Source organism: Rhodospirillales bacterium (assembly GCA_016699855.1).
Classification (GTDB): domain Bacteria; phylum Pseudomonadota; class Alphaproteobacteria; order Reyranellales; family Reyranellaceae.
On sequence record CP064988.1, the window covers coordinates 4183930 to 4197222 of the forward strand.

Below are 13293 nucleotides of genomic sequence, written 5' to 3' on the forward strand. Positions count from 1 at the left end.
AACGGGAACATGACGAAGAGCAAGTTCGAGCGGACGAAGCCGCACTGCAACATCGGGACGATCGGTCACGTCGACCACGGCAAGACGTCTCTGACGGCGGCGATCCCGAAGATCCTGGCGAAGACGGGCGGGGCGACGTTCACGGCGTACGACCAGATCGACAAGGCGCCGGAGGAGAAGGCCCGCGGCATCACGATCTCGACGGCGCACGTCGAGTACGAGACCGCGAACCGTCACTACGCGCACGTGGACTGCCCGGGCCACGCGGACTACGTGAAGAACATGATCACGGGTGCGGCGCAGATGGACGGCGCGATCCTGGTGGTGTCGGCGGCGGACGGCCCGATGCCGCAGACGCGCGAGCACATCCTGCTGGCGCGCCAGGTGGGCGTGCCGGCGCTGGTGGTGTTCATGAACAAGGTCGACATGGTGGACGACCCGGAGCTGCTGGAGCTGGTGGAGCTGGAGGTGCGCGAGCTGCTGACGAGCTACCAGTTCCCGGGCAACGACCTTCCGGTGGTGCAGGGCTCGGCGCTGATGGCGCTGGAGGACAAGCAGCCTGAGATCGGCGAGCAGGCGGTCCTGAAGCTGATGGAGGCGGTGGATGAGAACATCCCGCAGCCCGAGCGTCCGATCGACAAGCCGTTCCTGATGCCGATCGAGGACGTGTTCTCGATCTCGGGCCGCGGCACGGTGGTGACGGGCCGGGTCGAGCGCGGGATGGTGAAGGTCGGCGAGGAGATCGAGATCGTCGGCCTGAAGGCGACGGCGAAGACGGTGGTGACGGGCGTGGAGATGTTCCGCAAGCTGCTGGACCAGGGCGAGGCGGGCGACAACATCGGCGCGCTGCTGCGGGCACGAAGCGCGAGGAAGTGGAGCGCGGTCAGGTTCTGGCGAAGCCGGGCTCGATCACGCCGCACACGAAGTTCGAGGCCGAGGCGTACATCCTGACGAAGGAAGAGGGCGGCCGTCACACGCCGTTCTTCACGAACTACCGTCCGCAGTTCTACTTCCGGACGACGGACGTGACGGGGATGGTGCAGCTCCCGGAGGGCACCGAGATGGTGATGCCGGGGGACAACGTGTCGATGTCGGTCGAGCTGATCGCGCCGATCGCGATGGACGAGGGCCTGCGCTTCGCCATCCGCGAGGGCGGCCGCACCGTCGGCGCCGGCGTCGTCACCAAAATCATCAAGTAGCCGGAAACGGGGCGCGGCGGGCGACCGCCCGGCCCCGGGAGCGAACGACATGGACAGCACGAACATCCGCATCCGGCTCAAGGCCTTCGACCATCGCGTGCTCGATCAGTCGACCACGGAGATCGTGTCGACCGCGAAGCGGACCGGCGCGCGCGTGCGCGGGCCGATCCCGCTGCCGACGCGGATCGAGCGCTTCACGGTCAACCGCTCGCCGCACATCGACAAGAAGTCGCGCGAGCAGTTCGAGATCCGCACGCACAAGCGCGTGCTCGATATCGTCGACCCGACCCCGCAGACCGTGGACGCGCTGATGAAGCTCGACCTCGCCGCCGGCGTCGACGTCGAAATCAAGCTCGGCCAGTAGGCCGGGGGACTGAAGGGGCATCCGATGCGTACCGGTCTGGTCGCACAGAAAGTGGGCATGACCCGCGTCTTCAACGACGCAGGCGAGCATGTGCCCGTGACCGTGCTGAAACTCGACGCCGTCCAGGTCGTCGCGGTCCGCACCGAGGAGAAGCACGGCTACAACGCCGTGCAGCTCGGGATCGGCCGGCGGCCAAGGTGAAGAACGTCACCAAGCCGCAGCGCGGCCACTTCGCCAAGGCGAACGGATGCGCGCCGAAGCGCAAGGCTGCGTGCCGAGTTCCGCGGGTCGAGTCCGCGCGGACGGGCTCCTGCCGGTCGGCGCCGAGCTCGCCGCCACGCACTTCCTCGCCGGCCAGTTCGTCGACGTCACGGGCACGACGATCGGCAAGGGCTTCCAGGGCGCCATGAAGCGCTGGAATTTCCGCGGCCTCGAGGCCTCGCACGGCGTCTCGGTCTCGCACCGCAGCCACGGATCGACCGGCAACCGCCAGGATCCCGGCCGCACCTTCCCGAACAAGAAGATGGCCGGCCATCTCGGCGACGAACGCGTCACGACGCAGAACCTGCGCGTCGTGTCGACCGACGCCGACCGCGGCCTGATCTTCGTGCGCGGCGCGGTGCCGGGCTACGACGGCGGCTACGTGCTGGTGCGCGACGCGTCGAAGCGCAAGGCGCCGAAGGATCTGCCATTCCCGGCCGGCCTCAAGGCCGCGGCCGAAGCGACCGGGGGCTGACGGACATGAAGCTCAAAGTCACCACCATCGACGGCGCCGAGTCGGGCGACATCGACCTGGCCGACGCCATCTTCGGCCTGCCGGTACGCGCCGACCTCCTGCAGCGCTGCGTCGTGTGGCAGCTCGCCAAGCGCCGCGCCGGCACGCACAAGACCAAGGGCCGCTCCGAGGTCAAGGCGACCTCGAAGAAGATGTGGGCCCAGAAGGGCACCGGCCGCGCCCGCCACGGCAACCGCGCCGCGCCGCAGTTCCGCGGCGGCGGCAAGGCGTTCGGCCCGGTCGTGCGCAGCCACGAGATCGACCTGCCCAAGAAGGTGCGCAAGCTGGCGCTGCGCACCGCGCTGTCGTCGAAGGCGGCCGAGGGCAAGCTGATGGTGCTCGAGAGCGCCACGGTGGGCGAGGCCAAGACCGCCAAGCTGGTGGCGTCGCTGAAGAAGCTCGGCATCGCCAACGCGCTGATCATCGGCGGCGAGGCGATCGAGGAAAGCTTCGCGCTCGCGGCGCGCAACATCGCGCACTCGACGTGCTTCCCCAGCAGGGCGCCAACGTCTACGACATCCTCCGCCGCGACACGCTCGTGCTGACCCGCGACGCGGTCAAGCACCTCGAGGAGCGCCTGCAATGACGAAGGTCCGCAAGCCCGTCCTGTCGCGCGCCCGCATGTACGAGCTGGTGCGCCGGCCGGTCATCACCGAGAAGACGACGCACGGCGGCGAGCACGGCCAGGTGACGTTCGAGGTCCCGCTCGACGCCAGCAAGCCGGAGATCAAGGCCGCCGTCGAGGGCCTGTTCAACGTCAAGGTCCGCGCGGTCAACACGATCGTCGTGGGCGGCAAGAACAAGGTGTTCCGCGGCATCCGCGGCCGTCGCGGCGACTGGAAGAAGGCGATCGTGTCCCTCGTGGACGGCGCCAAGATCGACGTCACGGCCGGCGTCTGAGACGGATAGGGACCATGGCTCTCAAAACCTTCAAGCCCGTCACCCCGTCGCTCCGCCAGCTCGTGCTGGTGGACCGCTCGGGGCTGCACAAGGGCAAGCCGGTCAAGGCCCTCACCGAGGGCAAGCGCAACACCGGCGGACGCAACAACCACGGGCGCATCACCGCGCCTCACCGCGGCGGCGGCTCCAAGCAGCGCTACCGCATCGTCGATTTCCGGCGCCGCAAGTTCGACGTGCCCGCGACCGTCGAGCGGCTGGAGTACGATCCCAACCGCACCGCGTTCATCGCGCTGGTGAAGTACGCCGACGGCGAGCTGGCCTACATCCTGGCGCCGCAGCGCCTGAAGGCCGGCGACAAGGTCGTCTCGGGCGACCGCGTCGACATCAAGCCGGGCAACGCCATGCCGCTGGCCAACATGCCGGTCGGCACGATCGTGCACAACGTCGAGATGAAGATCGGCAAGGGCGGCCAGATCGCCCGCTCGGCCGGCACCTACTGCCAGCTGGTCGGCAAGGACTCGGGCTACGCCCAGCTCAAGCTGTCGTCCGGCGAGCTCCGCCTGGTGCGCGGCGAGTGCATGGCGACGGTCGGCGCGGTCAGCAACCCCGACCAGCAGAACATCAATTTCGGCAAGGCCGGGCGCATGCGCTGGCTGGGCCGTCGTCCGGTCGTGCGCGGCGTGGCGATGAACCCGATCGACCATCCGCACGGCGGCGGCGAGGGCCGCACCTCGGGCGGCCGCCATCCGGTCACGCCGTGGGGCAAGCCGACCAAGGGCAAGAAGACGCGCAAGAACAAGGCGACGGACAAGCTGATCGTCCGCCGCCGCCACGCGTCGCGCTGAGCGACGCGGCGAGAGGAGGACGATCGTGGCACGTTCCGTCTGGAAAGGTCCGATGGTGGACGGCTTTCTGCTGAAGAAGGCCGACGCCGCGCGGAGCTCGACCCGCAACGAGGTGGTCCGCACCTGGTCGCGCCGGTCGACGATCCTGCCGCAGTTCGTCGGACTGACGTTCGGCGTCTACAACGGACAGAAGTTCATCCCGGTCCAGGTGACCGAGGAGATGGTGGGACACAAGTTCGGCGAGTTCTCGCCGACCCGCAATTTCCACGGCCACAGCGGCGCGGGCGACAAGAAAGCGTCGAAGTAGGGTCACGCCATGAGCAAGCCCAGGAATCCCCGCCGTCTGGCGGACAACGAGGCGAACGCGGTGGCGCGGATGATCCGCGTCAGCCCGCGCAAGCTCGGCCTCGTCGCGGCGCAGATCCGCGGCAAGGCGGCGAGCGCCGCCGTCAACGAGCTCGCCTTCTCGCGCAAGCGCATCGCCGCCGACGTGAAGAAGGCCCTCGAATCGGCGATCGCCAACGCCGAGAACAACCACCAGCTCGACGTCGACCGCCTGGTCGTCGCCGAGGCCAGCGTCGGCAAGGCGCTGGTGCTCAAGCGGTTCCACGCCCGCGCCCGCGGCCGCGGCGCCAGCATCCTGAAGCCGTTCAGCAACCTCACCATCGTGGTGCGGGAGCGCGAGCAGGCCGAGGAGACGAAGTAATGGGCCAGAAAGTCAATCCGATCGGCCTGCGCCTCGGCGTCAACAGGACCTGGGATTCGCGCTGGTACGCCGGCAACGAGTACCCGAAGCTGCTGCACGAGGACCTGCGCCTGCGCAAGTTCCTGCGCAAGCGTCTGGCCCAGGCCGGCGTCAGCAAGATCATCATCGAGCGTCCCGCCAAGAAGGCCCGCGTCACGATCCACACCGCCCGTCCGGGCGTGGTGATCGGCAAGAAGGGCGCCGACATCGAGAAGCTGCGCCTCGACCTGGCGCGCATGTCGACGTCGGGCGAGGTCAGCCTCAACATCGTCGAGATCCGCAAGCCCGAGATCGACGCCACGCTGGTCGCCGAGAGCATCGCGCAGCAGCTCGAGCGTCGCGTCGCGTTCCGCCGCGCCATGAAGCGCGCGGTGCAGTCGGCGATGCGCCTGGGCGCGCTCGGCATCCGCATCAACTGCTCCGGCCGCCTCGGCGGCGCCGAGATCGCGCGCATGGAGTGGTACCGCGAGGGCCGCGTGCCGCTGCACACCCTGCGCGCCGACGTCGACTACGGCACGGCGACGGGTTTCACCACGTTCGGCACGTGCGGCGTCAAGGTGTGGGTGTTCAAGGGCGAGATCCTCGCGCACGACCCCATGGCGCAGGACAAGCTCGCGGCCGAGGCCCAGCAGGGCCGGGCGTGACGGGGATATAGGTCGCGATCATGCTGCAACCGAAGCGAACCAAGTTCCGCAAGGCGTTCAAGGGCCGCATCAGCGGCGCCGCCAAGGGGGGCACGACCCTGGCTTTCGGCTCGTTCGGGCTGAAGGCCATGGAACCGGAGCGGATCACCGCGCGCCAGCTCGAGGCGGCGCGGCGCGCCATCACGCGCCATATGAAGCGCGCCGGCCGCGTCTGGATCCGCATCTTCCCGGACGTGCCGGTGTCTTCGAAGCCGGCCGAGGTCCGCATGGGCAGCGGCAAGGGCGCGCCGGAGTTCTGGGTGGCGCGCGTCAAACCCGGCCGGATCATGGTCGAGATCGACGGCGTGTCGGCGACGGTCGCCAAGGAGGCCTTCGCGCTGGCCGCCGCCAAGCTGCCGATCCGCACCCGGATGGTGTCGCGCGTCGTCGAAGGGAGCGTGTGATGAAAGCCTCCGATCTGCGCGCCAAGACGCCCGACGAGCTGAAGACGGAACTCGTCAACCTGCGCAAGGAATCGTTCAACATGCGTTTCCAGAAGGCCAACGGCCAGCTGGACAAGGTGTCGCGCGTCCGCGAGGTGCGCCGCGACATCGCCCGCGTGCAGACGATCCTTGCCCAGAAGAAGAACGCCGGCTGAGGAGCCCGAGATGCCGAAGCGAATCCTGCAGGGCGTGGTGGTCAGCGACAAGATGGACAAGACCATCGTCGTCGAGGTCGAGCGCCGCGTCCAGCACCCGATCTACAAGAAGTTCATCCGCCGCTCGAAGCGCTACCACGCGCACGACGAGACGAACGCCATCAAGACCGGACAGACCGTGCGGATCGTCGAGAGCCGCCCGCTGTCGAAGACCAAGCGCTGGGTGGTCCTGGCCGAGGGCCAGGCGTCCTGAGGACGCCGGCGCGCAGCAGTTGAGGAGCGGCGGCGGATGCCGCCGGGGAGTTAAGCCATGATCCAGATGCAGACGAACCTCGATGTCGCCGACAATTCGGGCGCCAAGAGGGTGCAGTGCATCAAGGTCCTGGGCGGTTCTAAGCGCAAGACCGCCACGATCGGCGACGTCATCGTCGTGTCGATCAAGGACGCCATTCCGCGCGGCAAGGTCAAGAAGGGCGAGGTGCACCGCGCCGTGATCGTGCGCACCGCGAAAGAGATGCGCCGCGTCGACGGCAGCGCGATCCGCTTCGACCACAACGCCGCCGTGCTGATCAACAAGCAGGGCGAGCCGATCGGCACCCGCATCTTCGGACCTGTGACGCGCGAGCTCCGCGCGCGCAAGTTCATGAAGATCATCTCGCTCGCGCCCGAGGTGCTGTGAGGAGCGCCCAGACATGCCGAAAATGAAGATCAAGAAGGGCGACCGCGTCGTCGTCATCACCGGCCGGGACAAGGGCAAGTCGGGCGAGGTCGTCCGCGTCCTGCCGTCCGAGAACCGCGTCGTGGTCTCCGGGATCAACGTGATGAAGCGCCACCGCAAGCCCGACCGGGCCGGCGAGGGCGGCGGCATCATCCCGTTCGAGGCGCCGATCCACGCGTCGAACGTCGCGCACATCGACCCGGCGGGACCCGCCGACAAGCCGAAGCCGACGCGCGTCGGCTACAGGAACCTCGAGGACGGCCGCAAGGTGCGCTTCGCGCGCGCCTCCGGCGAGCTCATCGATCGCTGAGGGGAAGGACCATGGCGACCCGCCTCCAGGAACACTACAAGTCGACGGTCAAGCCGGCGCTCCAGACGGAGTTCGGCTACGGGAATCCGATGGAGATCCCGCGCCTCGACAAGATCGTCATCAACATGGGCGTCGGCGCCGCCGTGGCCGACCGCAAGGCCGTCGACAACGCCGCCGCCGAGCTGGCGCTGATCTCCGGCCAGCGTCCGGTGATCACCAAGGCGCGCAAGTCGATCGCCACCTTCAAGGTCCGCGAGAACATGGCGCTGGGCTGCAAGGTGACGCTGCGCCGCGACCGCATGTACGAGTTCGTCGACCGGCTGGTGAACATCGCGCTGCCGCGCGTGCGCGACTTCCGCGGCCTCAACGGGCGCTCGTTCGACGGCCGCGGCAACTACGCGCTGGGCCTCAAGGAGCAGCTCGTGTTCCCCGAGATCGAGTACGACAAGGTCGACAAGGTCAGGGGCATGGACATCATCATCTGCACCACCGCGCGCACCGACGCCGAGGCCAAGGCGCTGCTGCGCGGCTTCGATTTCCCCTTCGCGAACTGAAGGGCGGGAGACGATCCTATGGCCAAGACAAGCATGGTCGAGAAGAACAAGAGCCGCATCAAGATGTCGGGCGCGCACGCGGCGAAGCGGCGCGCGCTCAAGGACGTCGTGATGGACCGCTCGAAGGTGATCGAGGAGCGTTTCGAGGCGCAGGTGAAGCTCAACGAGCTGCCGCGCAACGGCGCCAAGGTCCGCGTGCGCAACCGGTGCGAGGTCACCGGCCGCCCCCGCGCCGTCTACCGGCGCTTCAAGCTGTCGCGACTGACGCTGCGCGAGCTGGCCTCGAAGGGCCAGCTTCCCGGCGTCGTCAAGGCGAGCTGGTGAGACGGAGGGACCGGTCATGTCGATGAGCGATCCCGTCGGCGATATGCTGACCCGCATCCGCAACGGACAGTCGGCGCGCCTCGACAGCGTCACGGCGCCGTCGTCGCGGCTGCGCGCCAACGTGCTGGACGTGCTGCAGCGCGAGGGCTTCATCCGCGGCTACTTCGAGGAGGAGCTGCGGCCCGGCGTGCGCGAGCTGCGCATCGAGCTGAAGTACGACAGCGGCCGTCCGGTGATCCGCGAGGTCACCCGCGTGTCCAAGCCCGGGCGCCGCATCTACTCGAAGATCGCCGACCTGCCGAAGTACTACAACGGGCTCGGGATCTCGATCCTCTCCACGCCGCGCGGCGTGATGTCCGACAACGAGGCCCGCGCCGCCAACGTAGGCGGCGAGGTCATCTGCAAGGTGTTCTGACCATGTCGCGCGTCGGCAAAAATCCAGTCCCCATCCCGGCCGGCGTCACGGTCGAGATCAAAGGCCAGGACGTCAAGGCCAAGGGCAAGAAGGGCGAGCTCTCGATGCGCGTCCACGACGAGATCGCCGTCACCCGCGAGGGCGACGCCGTGGCCGTCAAGATGCGCCACGAGAGCAACCGCTCGCGGGTGCTGTGGGGCACCAGCCGCGCCCTGCTCAGCAACCTGATCAAGGGCGCCGGCGAGGGCTTCACCGTCAACCTCGAGATCGAGGGCGTGGGCTACCGCGCGGCGGCCGACGCCAAGACGCTGAAGCTGCAGCTCGGTTTCAGCCACGACGTGATCTATCCGATCCCGGCGGGGCTGACGATCAAGACGCCGAAGCCGACCGAGATCGAGATCGCGGGCGCCGACCGCCAGAAGGTCGGTCAGACCGCGGCCGAGATCCGGGCGATGAAGCCGCCCGAGCCGTACAAGGGCAAGGGAATCAAGTACGCCGGCGAGAAGATCTTGCGCAAGGAAGGCAAGAAGAAGTAACCGGCGCGGAGCGATCGAACATGTCCGAGAACCTTTTCCAGCGCCGCCGCCGCCGCGTGCGGCACTCCATCCGCACCCGGGCGGGCGGGCGCGTTCGCCTGAGCGTGTTCCGCTCGGGCAAGCACATCTACGCCCAGCTGATCGACGACTCGAAGGGCCACACCGTGGCGGCCGCGTCGTCGGCCGACAAGGAGCTCAAGGGCAAGCTCAAGACCGGCGCCGACAAGGCCGCCGCCGTCGAGGTCGGCAAGCTGATCGCCGCGCGCGCCATCGAGGCGGGCGTCAAGGAGGTCGTGTTCGACCGCGGCGGATACCTGTTCCATGGCCGCGTCAAGGCGCTGGCCGACGCCGCCCGCGAAGGCGGGCTGGCGTTCTGATCGGGAGACGATAACCATGGCACGTGCACCGGGTGGCACCAACCGCGGTCCGCGCGACGGCGAGGGCGGCGGTGGCCGCGGACGCCGGGACCGCGACGGCGGCGGACGCGGTCCGCGCCGCGACGGCGCGGGCGACCGCGAGGAGTCCGAGCTGATCGACCGGCTGGTCGACATCAACCGCGTGTCCAAGACGGTCAAGGGCGGCAAGCGTTTCGGCTTCGCCGCGATCGTGGTCGTCGGCGACCAGCGCGGCCGCGTCGGCTACGGCACCGGCAAGGCGCGCGAGGTGCCCGAGGCGATCCGCAAGGCGACCGAGTCGGCCAAGCGCGGCATGATCCGCGTGGCGCTGCGCGAGGGCCGCACGCTGCACCACGACGTCATCGGCCATTTCGGCGCCGGACGCGTCGTTCTGCGGGCGGCGCCGGCCGGCACCGGCATCATCGGCGGCGGCGCCATGCGCGCCGTGTTCGAGACGGTCGGCCTCAAGGACGTCGTCGCCAAGTCGGTCGGCACGTCGAACCCGCACAACATGATCAAGGCCACGTTCGAGGCCCTGGCGTACGTGCAGTCGCCGCGCACGGTCGCGACGCGCCGCGGCAAGAAGGTGTCCGACATCCTCGGGCGCCGCGACGACCAGGCCGCCGACGCGGCGTAGGGAGCACGACCATGGCCGCGAAGCCGACCGTCAAGGTGACGCAGACGGGCAGCCCGATCGGGCGCCGGTTCGACCAGGAGCAGACCCTGATCGGCCTGGGCCTGAACAAACGCCACCGCACGCGCGAGCTGGAGGACACCCCTTCGGTGCGCGGCATGATCGCCAAGGTCCGCCACCTCGTGCGGGTCGAGGACAAGAAGTGAGCCGCGCGCGGCCCCCCGGGGTCGCGCCGCCGCGTAGGGAACAAAGACGATGAAGCTCAACGTGATCGCCGACAATCCCGGCGCCCGGAAAGCCCGCATGCGGGTCGGCCGGGGCATCGGCTCCGGCAAAGGCAAGACCGGCGGACGCGGCGTCAAAGGCCAGAAGTCCCGCACCGGCGTGAGCGTGAAGGGTTTCGAGGGCGGCCAGATGCCGCTTCACCGGCGCCTGCCGAAGCGCGGCTTCAAGAAGCCGTTCCGTCTGGAGTTCGCCGAGGTCAACCTCGGCGCGCTGCAGAAGGCGATCGACGCCGGCCGCCTCGACGCCGCCAAGCCGATCGACGTCGAGGCGCTGCGCGCCGCCGGCCTGGTCGGCCATCCGCGCGACGGCGTGCGTCTGCTCGGCAAGGGCGAAATCAAGGCCAAGGTCGTCGTGTCGGTCGTCGGCGCGTCGAAGTCGGCGGTCGCCGCCGTCGAGAAGGCCGGCGGCAAGGTCGAGCTGCCGGCGCCGAAGGCCGAAGCCGCCTGAGGTCCGCTCCCGGAGTTTCGCGCTTAGACACCGTCCCGGCCGCCGCCGGGAAGGTCGAGGATTGAACCGAATGGCCTCAGCCGCCGAACAACTCGCCAAGAACCTCAACTGGGGGAATCTGGGCAAGGCGACGGAGCTGAAGAAGCGCCTGTGGTTCACCTTGGGCGCGCTCATCGTCTACCGCATCGGCAGCTACATCCCGCTGCCCGGAATCGACCCGCAGGCGCTCGCCGAGGTGTTCAAGCAGCAGGCCGGCGGCATCGCCGGGATGCTGAACGTGTTCTCGGGCGGCTCGATCGAGCGCATGTCGATCCTCGCGCTCACGATCATGCCGTACATCTCGGCCTCCATCATCATGCAGATCCTCACGACGGTGGTGCCGTCGCTCGAGGCGCTGAAGAAGGAGGGCGAGGCCGGCCGCAAGAAGATCAACCAGTACACCCGCTACGGCACGGTGTTCCTGGCGGCGCTGCAGGCCTACGGCATCGCCGTGGGGCTCGAGGCGCAGCCCAACGTCGTGATCGAGACCGGGCTGAACTTCCGGTTCGTCAGCGTCGTGACGCTGGTCGGCGGCACGATGTTCCTGATGTGGCTGGGCGAGCAGATCACCGCCCGCGGCGTCGGCAACGGCATCTCGCTGATCATCTTCGCCGGCATCGTGGCCGCCATGCCCGGCGCGCTGGTCCAGACCCTCGAGCTGGGCCGCACCGGGACCCTGTCGGCGCTGTTCATCATCGGGCTGCTGGTGGGCGTCGTCGTCGTCGTCGCCTTCACCGTGTTCATGGAGATGTCGCAGCGGCGGATCCTGGTCCAGTACCCGAAACGGTTCACGGGCTACGGGTCGCAGGTCTCGATCAACTACCTGCCGCTCAAGATCAACACCTCGGGCGTGATCCCGCCGATCTTCGCCTCGTCTCTGCTGCTGTTCCCGGCCACCATCGCCAGCTTCCAGGGATCCAACCCCAGCGGCGAGGGCTGGTGGGCGAACGCGATGCAGTGGATCGCGGTGTACCTCGCCCACGGCACGCCGGCGTATCTCGCCCTCTACATCGGGCTGATCGCGTTCTTCTGCTTCTTCTACACGACGGTCGTGTTCAACGCGACGGAGACGGCCGACAACCTCAAGAAGTACGGCGGCTTCCTGCCGGGCATCCGTCCGGGCAAGAACACCGCCGACTACCTTGAGTACGTCCTGACGCGCCTGACGACGATCGGCGCCGTCTACCTCTCCGCGGTCTGCATCCTGCCCGAGCTGTTGATCGCGCGCGGCGGCGTGCCGTTCTACTTCGGCGGCACCAGCCTGCTGATCGTGGTGTCGGTCACGCTCGACACCGTCACACAGGTCCAGTCGCACCTGCTCGCCCACCAGTACGGCGATCTGATCGGACAGGCGCGGCTGAAGGGCGGAGGCAAGGGCCGATGAAGCTCATCCTTCTCGGGCCGCCGGGCGCCGGAAAAGGCACCCAGGCGCAGCGCCTCCAGGACGAGCTCGGCCTGGTCCAGCTGTCGACCGGCGACATGCTGCGCGCCGCCGTCGCCTCCGGCAGCGAGCTGGGCCGCACCGCCAAGGGCATCATGGAGCGCGGCGAACTGGTGCCCGACGACCTCGTGGTCGGCGTGATCGACGACCGGATCGGCCGGCCGGACTGCGCCGGCGGCTTCATCCTCGACGGATTTCCCCGCACGGTCGCCCAGGCCGGGGCGCTGGACGGCATGCTGGCGGCGCGCGGCTGGAAACTCGACCACGTGGTCGAGATGGAGGTCGACGAGAAGGCGCTGGTCGAGCGCATCGTCGGCCGCTTCAGCTGCGCCAAGTGCGGCGCGGGCTACCACGACAAGTTCAAGCGTCCCGCCAAGGACGGCGTGTGCGACCAGTGCGGCGGGACCGAGTTCGTCCGCCGCAAGGACGACAACGCCGAGACGGTCGCCGCCCGCATGGCGGCCTACCGGGCGCAGACGGCGCCTCTGCTGCCGTACTACGCCGGCAAGGGGATCCTGAAGAAGATCGACGGAATGGCCGCGATGGACGACGTCTACCGCCAGATCAAGGTCGTCTTGGGAAGGGCTTGACAAAATCGCGGAATTGACTCCGGGGGCGCGATCCCTATAATCCCGCGCTTTCCGGAGCGCCGCGGGCGTTTTTCGAGGGCGTCGACTGCGCCCTAAGCTATTGAAGGAGCGAGGAAATTGGCTCGTATCGCCGGCGTCAACATCCCCACCGCCAAGCGCGTCGTGATCGCGCTTCAGTACATCCATGGAATCGGCGGGACCAAGGCCGAGGAAATCTGCCGGAAGGTCGGCATCGCCCTCGAGCGGCGCGTCAACACGCTGAGCGATGACGAGGTGCTGCGCATCCGCGAGACGATCGACCGCGACTACGTGGTCGAGGGCGATCTGCGGCGCGAGGTGTCTATGAACATCAAGCGGCTGATGGATCTCGGCTGCTACCGCGGTCTGCGCCATCGCCGCGGCCTGCCGGTGCGCGGCCAGCGCACCCACACGAACGCCCGTACCCGCAAGGGCCCGGCCAAGCCCATCGCGGGCAAGAAGAAAGCCGCTTAGGCAA

The 13293-nt window shown here is 68.5% G+C and carries 22 protein-coding genes and 3 pseudogenes; all 25 read left to right on the forward strand.

What is annotated here, in order from left to right:
- The first annotated feature begins 9 nt into the window (after positions 1-9).
- Positions 10-1199, forward strand: a pseudogene (gene tuf / locus IPK81_19730) (elongation factor Tu).
- A 49-nt stretch (positions 1200-1248) separates the two neighbouring features.
- Positions 1249-1563 carry a 30S ribosomal protein S10 gene (gene rpsJ, locus IPK81_19735; protein QQS11758.1) on the forward strand — a complete coding sequence of 105 codons (315 nt, stop codon included), beginning with the start codon at positions 1249-1251 and terminating at the stop codon, positions 1561-1563.
- Between the two features lie 24 nt (positions 1564-1587).
- A pseudogene (gene rplC / locus IPK81_19740) lies at positions 1588-2299 on the forward strand (50S ribosomal protein L3).
- A gap of 5 nt (positions 2300-2304) precedes the next feature.
- Positions 2305-2924 (forward strand): annotated as a pseudogene (gene rplD / locus IPK81_19745) (50S ribosomal protein L4).
- Positions 2921-3238 (forward strand): 50S ribosomal protein L23, encoded by a 318-nt coding sequence (locus tag IPK81_19750; GenBank protein QQS11759.1) that lies wholly within the window; start codon positions 2921-2923, stop codon positions 3236-3238. Before rplD ends, IPK81_19750 begins: the two are co-directional and overlap by 4 nt.
- A gap of 14 nt (positions 3239-3252) precedes the next feature.
- Positions 3253-4083 carry a 50S ribosomal protein L2 gene (gene rplB, locus IPK81_19755; GenBank protein ID QQS11760.1) on the forward strand — a complete coding sequence of 277 codons (831 nt, stop codon included), beginning with the start codon at positions 3253-3255 and terminating at the stop codon, positions 4081-4083.
- Between the two features lie 25 nt (positions 4084-4108).
- On the forward strand, positions 4109-4390 hold the full coding sequence (gene rpsS, locus IPK81_19760) for a 30S ribosomal protein S19 (GenBank protein QQS11761.1): 282 nt from the start codon (positions 4109-4111) through the stop codon (positions 4388-4390).
- A gap of 9 nt (positions 4391-4399) precedes the next feature.
- A complete protein-coding gene (rplV, locus tag IPK81_19765; GenBank protein ID QQS11762.1) occupies positions 4400-4789 on the forward strand; it encodes a 50S ribosomal protein L22 in 390 nt (129 codons plus the stop codon).
- Positions 4789-5472, forward strand: coding sequence for a 30S ribosomal protein S3 (gene rpsC, locus IPK81_19770; protein ID QQS11763.1), 684 nt, complete (start codon positions 4789-4791; stop codon positions 5470-5472). Before rplV ends, rpsC begins: the two co-directional genes overlap by 1 nt.
- 20 nt (positions 5473-5492) lie before the next feature.
- Positions 5493-5915, forward strand: coding sequence for a 50S ribosomal protein L16 (gene rplP / locus IPK81_19775; protein QQS11764.1), 423 nt, complete (start codon positions 5493-5495; stop codon positions 5913-5915).
- Positions 5915-6109 (forward strand): 50S ribosomal protein L29, encoded by a 195-nt coding sequence (gene rpmC, locus IPK81_19780; GenBank protein QQS11765.1) that lies wholly within the window; start codon positions 5915-5917, stop codon positions 6107-6109. Before rplP ends, rpmC begins: the two co-directional genes overlap by 1 nt.
- A gap of 10 nt (positions 6110-6119) precedes the next feature.
- Positions 6120-6362: a 30S ribosomal protein S17 gene (gene rpsQ, locus IPK81_19785; GenBank protein QQS11766.1), complete on the forward strand. Its 243-nt coding sequence runs from the start codon at positions 6120-6122 to the stop codon at positions 6360-6362.
- A gap of 57 nt (positions 6363-6419) precedes the next feature.
- On the forward strand, positions 6420-6788 hold the full coding sequence (gene rplN, locus IPK81_19790; protein QQS11767.1) for a 50S ribosomal protein L14: 369 nt from the start codon (positions 6420-6422) through the stop codon (positions 6786-6788).
- Positions 6789-6810: 22 nt separating this feature from the next.
- Positions 6811-7137 carry a 50S ribosomal protein L24 gene (rplX, locus tag IPK81_19795; GenBank protein QQS15183.1) on the forward strand — a complete coding sequence of 109 codons (327 nt, stop codon included), beginning with the start codon at positions 6811-6813 and terminating at the stop codon, positions 7135-7137.
- Between the two features lie 11 nt (positions 7138-7148).
- Positions 7149-7691: a 50S ribosomal protein L5 gene (rplE, locus tag IPK81_19800; GenBank protein ID QQS11768.1), complete on the forward strand. Its 543-nt coding sequence runs from the start codon at positions 7149-7151 to the stop codon at positions 7689-7691.
- Between the two features lie 18 nt (positions 7692-7709).
- Positions 7710-8015 carry a 30S ribosomal protein S14 gene (gene rpsN / locus IPK81_19805; GenBank protein ID QQS11769.1) on the forward strand — a complete coding sequence of 102 codons (306 nt, stop codon included), beginning with the start codon at positions 7710-7712 and terminating at the stop codon, positions 8013-8015.
- A gap of 16 nt (positions 8016-8031) precedes the next feature.
- Positions 8032-8430, forward strand: coding sequence for a 30S ribosomal protein S8 (gene rpsH, locus IPK81_19810; protein ID QQS11770.1), 399 nt, complete (start codon positions 8032-8034; stop codon positions 8428-8430).
- Between the two features lie 2 nt (positions 8431-8432).
- Positions 8433-8966, forward strand: coding sequence for a 50S ribosomal protein L6 (rplF, locus tag IPK81_19815; GenBank protein ID QQS11771.1), 534 nt, complete (start codon positions 8433-8435; stop codon positions 8964-8966).
- A 20-nt stretch (positions 8967-8986) separates the two neighbouring features.
- A complete protein-coding gene (rplR, locus tag IPK81_19820) occupies positions 8987-9343 on the forward strand; it encodes a 50S ribosomal protein L18 (protein ID QQS11772.1) in 357 nt (118 codons plus the stop codon).
- Positions 9344-9359: 16 nt separating this feature from the next.
- The gene (rpsE, locus tag IPK81_19825; protein ID QQS11773.1) at positions 9360-9998 is read left to right on the forward strand and encodes a 30S ribosomal protein S5; all 639 of its coding nucleotides are present in this window, start codon (positions 9360-9362) and stop codon (positions 9996-9998) included.
- Between the two features lie 11 nt (positions 9999-10009).
- Positions 10010-10201 (forward strand): 50S ribosomal protein L30, encoded by a 192-nt coding sequence (rpmD, locus tag IPK81_19830; GenBank protein ID QQS11774.1) that lies wholly within the window; start codon positions 10010-10012, stop codon positions 10199-10201.
- Between the two features lie 49 nt (positions 10202-10250).
- Positions 10251-10727 (forward strand): 50S ribosomal protein L15, encoded by a 477-nt coding sequence (locus IPK81_19835; protein ID QQS11775.1) that lies wholly within the window; start codon positions 10251-10253, stop codon positions 10725-10727.
- Positions 10728-10797: 70 nt separating this feature from the next.
- Positions 10798-12150 (forward strand): preprotein translocase subunit SecY, encoded by a 1353-nt coding sequence (gene secY, locus IPK81_19840; protein ID QQS11776.1) that lies wholly within the window; start codon positions 10798-10800, stop codon positions 12148-12150.
- Complete coding sequence (locus IPK81_19845; protein ID QQS11777.1) at positions 12147-12797, forward strand: adenylate kinase; 651 nt, start codon at positions 12147-12149, stop codon at positions 12795-12797. The genes secY and IPK81_19845 overlap by 4 nt, the downstream gene beginning before the upstream one ends.
- A gap of 117 nt (positions 12798-12914) precedes the next feature.
- Positions 12915-13289, forward strand: coding sequence for a 30S ribosomal protein S13 (gene rpsM / locus IPK81_19850; GenBank protein ID QQS11778.1), 375 nt, complete (start codon positions 12915-12917; stop codon positions 13287-13289).
- Positions 13290-13293: the final 4 nt, after the last annotated feature.

Bases quoted from the DNA above. Each gene is read 5' to 3' on its own strand.
- rplX (QQS15183.1), top strand. From the start codon at position 6,811: ATGAAGATCAAGAAGGGCGACCGCGTCGTCGTCATCACCGGCCGGGAC.
- rpsE (QQS11773.1), top strand. From the start codon at position 9,360: ATGGCACGTGCACCGGGTGGCACCAACCGCGGTCCGCGCGACGGCGAG.
- secY (QQS11776.1), top strand. From the start codon at position 10,798: ATGGCCTCAGCCGCCGAACAACTCGCCAAGAACCTCAACTGGGGGAAT.
- rpsC (QQS11763.1), top strand. From the start codon at position 4,789: ATGGGCCAGAAAGTCAATCCGATCGGCCTGCGCCTCGGCGTCAACAGG.
- IPK81_19835 (QQS11775.1), top strand. From the start codon at position 10,251: ATGAAGCTCAACGTGATCGCCGACAATCCCGGCGCCCGGAAAGCCCGC.
- IPK81_19750 (QQS11759.1), top strand. From the start codon at position 2,921: ATGACGAAGGTCCGCAAGCCCGTCCTGTCGCGCGCCCGCATGTACGAG.
- rpsJ (QQS11758.1), top strand. From the start codon at position 1,249: ATGGACAGCACGAACATCCGCATCCGGCTCAAGGCCTTCGACCATCGC.
- rplE (QQS11768.1), top strand. From the start codon at position 7,149: ATGGCGACCCGCCTCCAGGAACACTACAAGTCGACGGTCAAGCCGGCG.
- rplB (QQS11760.1), top strand. From the start codon at position 3,253: ATGGCTCTCAAAACCTTCAAGCCCGTCACCCCGTCGCTCCGCCAGCTC.
- rplN (QQS11767.1), top strand. From the start codon at position 6,420: ATGATCCAGATGCAGACGAACCTCGATGTCGCCGACAATTCGGGCGCC.
- rpsH (QQS11770.1), top strand. From the start codon at position 8,032: ATGTCGATGAGCGATCCCGTCGGCGATATGCTGACCCGCATCCGCAAC.
- rpsQ (QQS11766.1), top strand. From the start codon at position 6,120: ATGCCGAAGCGAATCCTGCAGGGCGTGGTGGTCAGCGACAAGATGGAC.
- rpmD (QQS11774.1), top strand. From the start codon at position 10,010: ATGGCCGCGAAGCCGACCGTCAAGGTGACGCAGACGGGCAGCCCGATC.
- rplF (QQS11771.1), top strand. From the start codon at position 8,433: ATGTCGCGCGTCGGCAAAAATCCAGTCCCCATCCCGGCCGGCGTCACG.
- rplV (QQS11762.1), top strand. From the start codon at position 4,400: ATGAGCAAGCCCAGGAATCCCCGCCGTCTGGCGGACAACGAGGCGAAC.
- rpmC (QQS11765.1), top strand. From the start codon at position 5,915: ATGAAAGCCTCCGATCTGCGCGCCAAGACGCCCGACGAGCTGAAGACG.
- rplR (QQS11772.1), top strand. From the start codon at position 8,987: ATGTCCGAGAACCTTTTCCAGCGCCGCCGCCGCCGCGTGCGGCACTCC.
- IPK81_19845 (QQS11777.1), top strand. From the start codon at position 12,147: ATGAAGCTCATCCTTCTCGGGCCGCCGGGCGCCGGAAAAGGCACCCAG.
- rplP (QQS11764.1), top strand. From the start codon at position 5,493: ATGCTGCAACCGAAGCGAACCAAGTTCCGCAAGGCGTTCAAGGGCCGC.
- rpsN (QQS11769.1), top strand. From the start codon at position 7,710: ATGGCCAAGACAAGCATGGTCGAGAAGAACAAGAGCCGCATCAAGATG.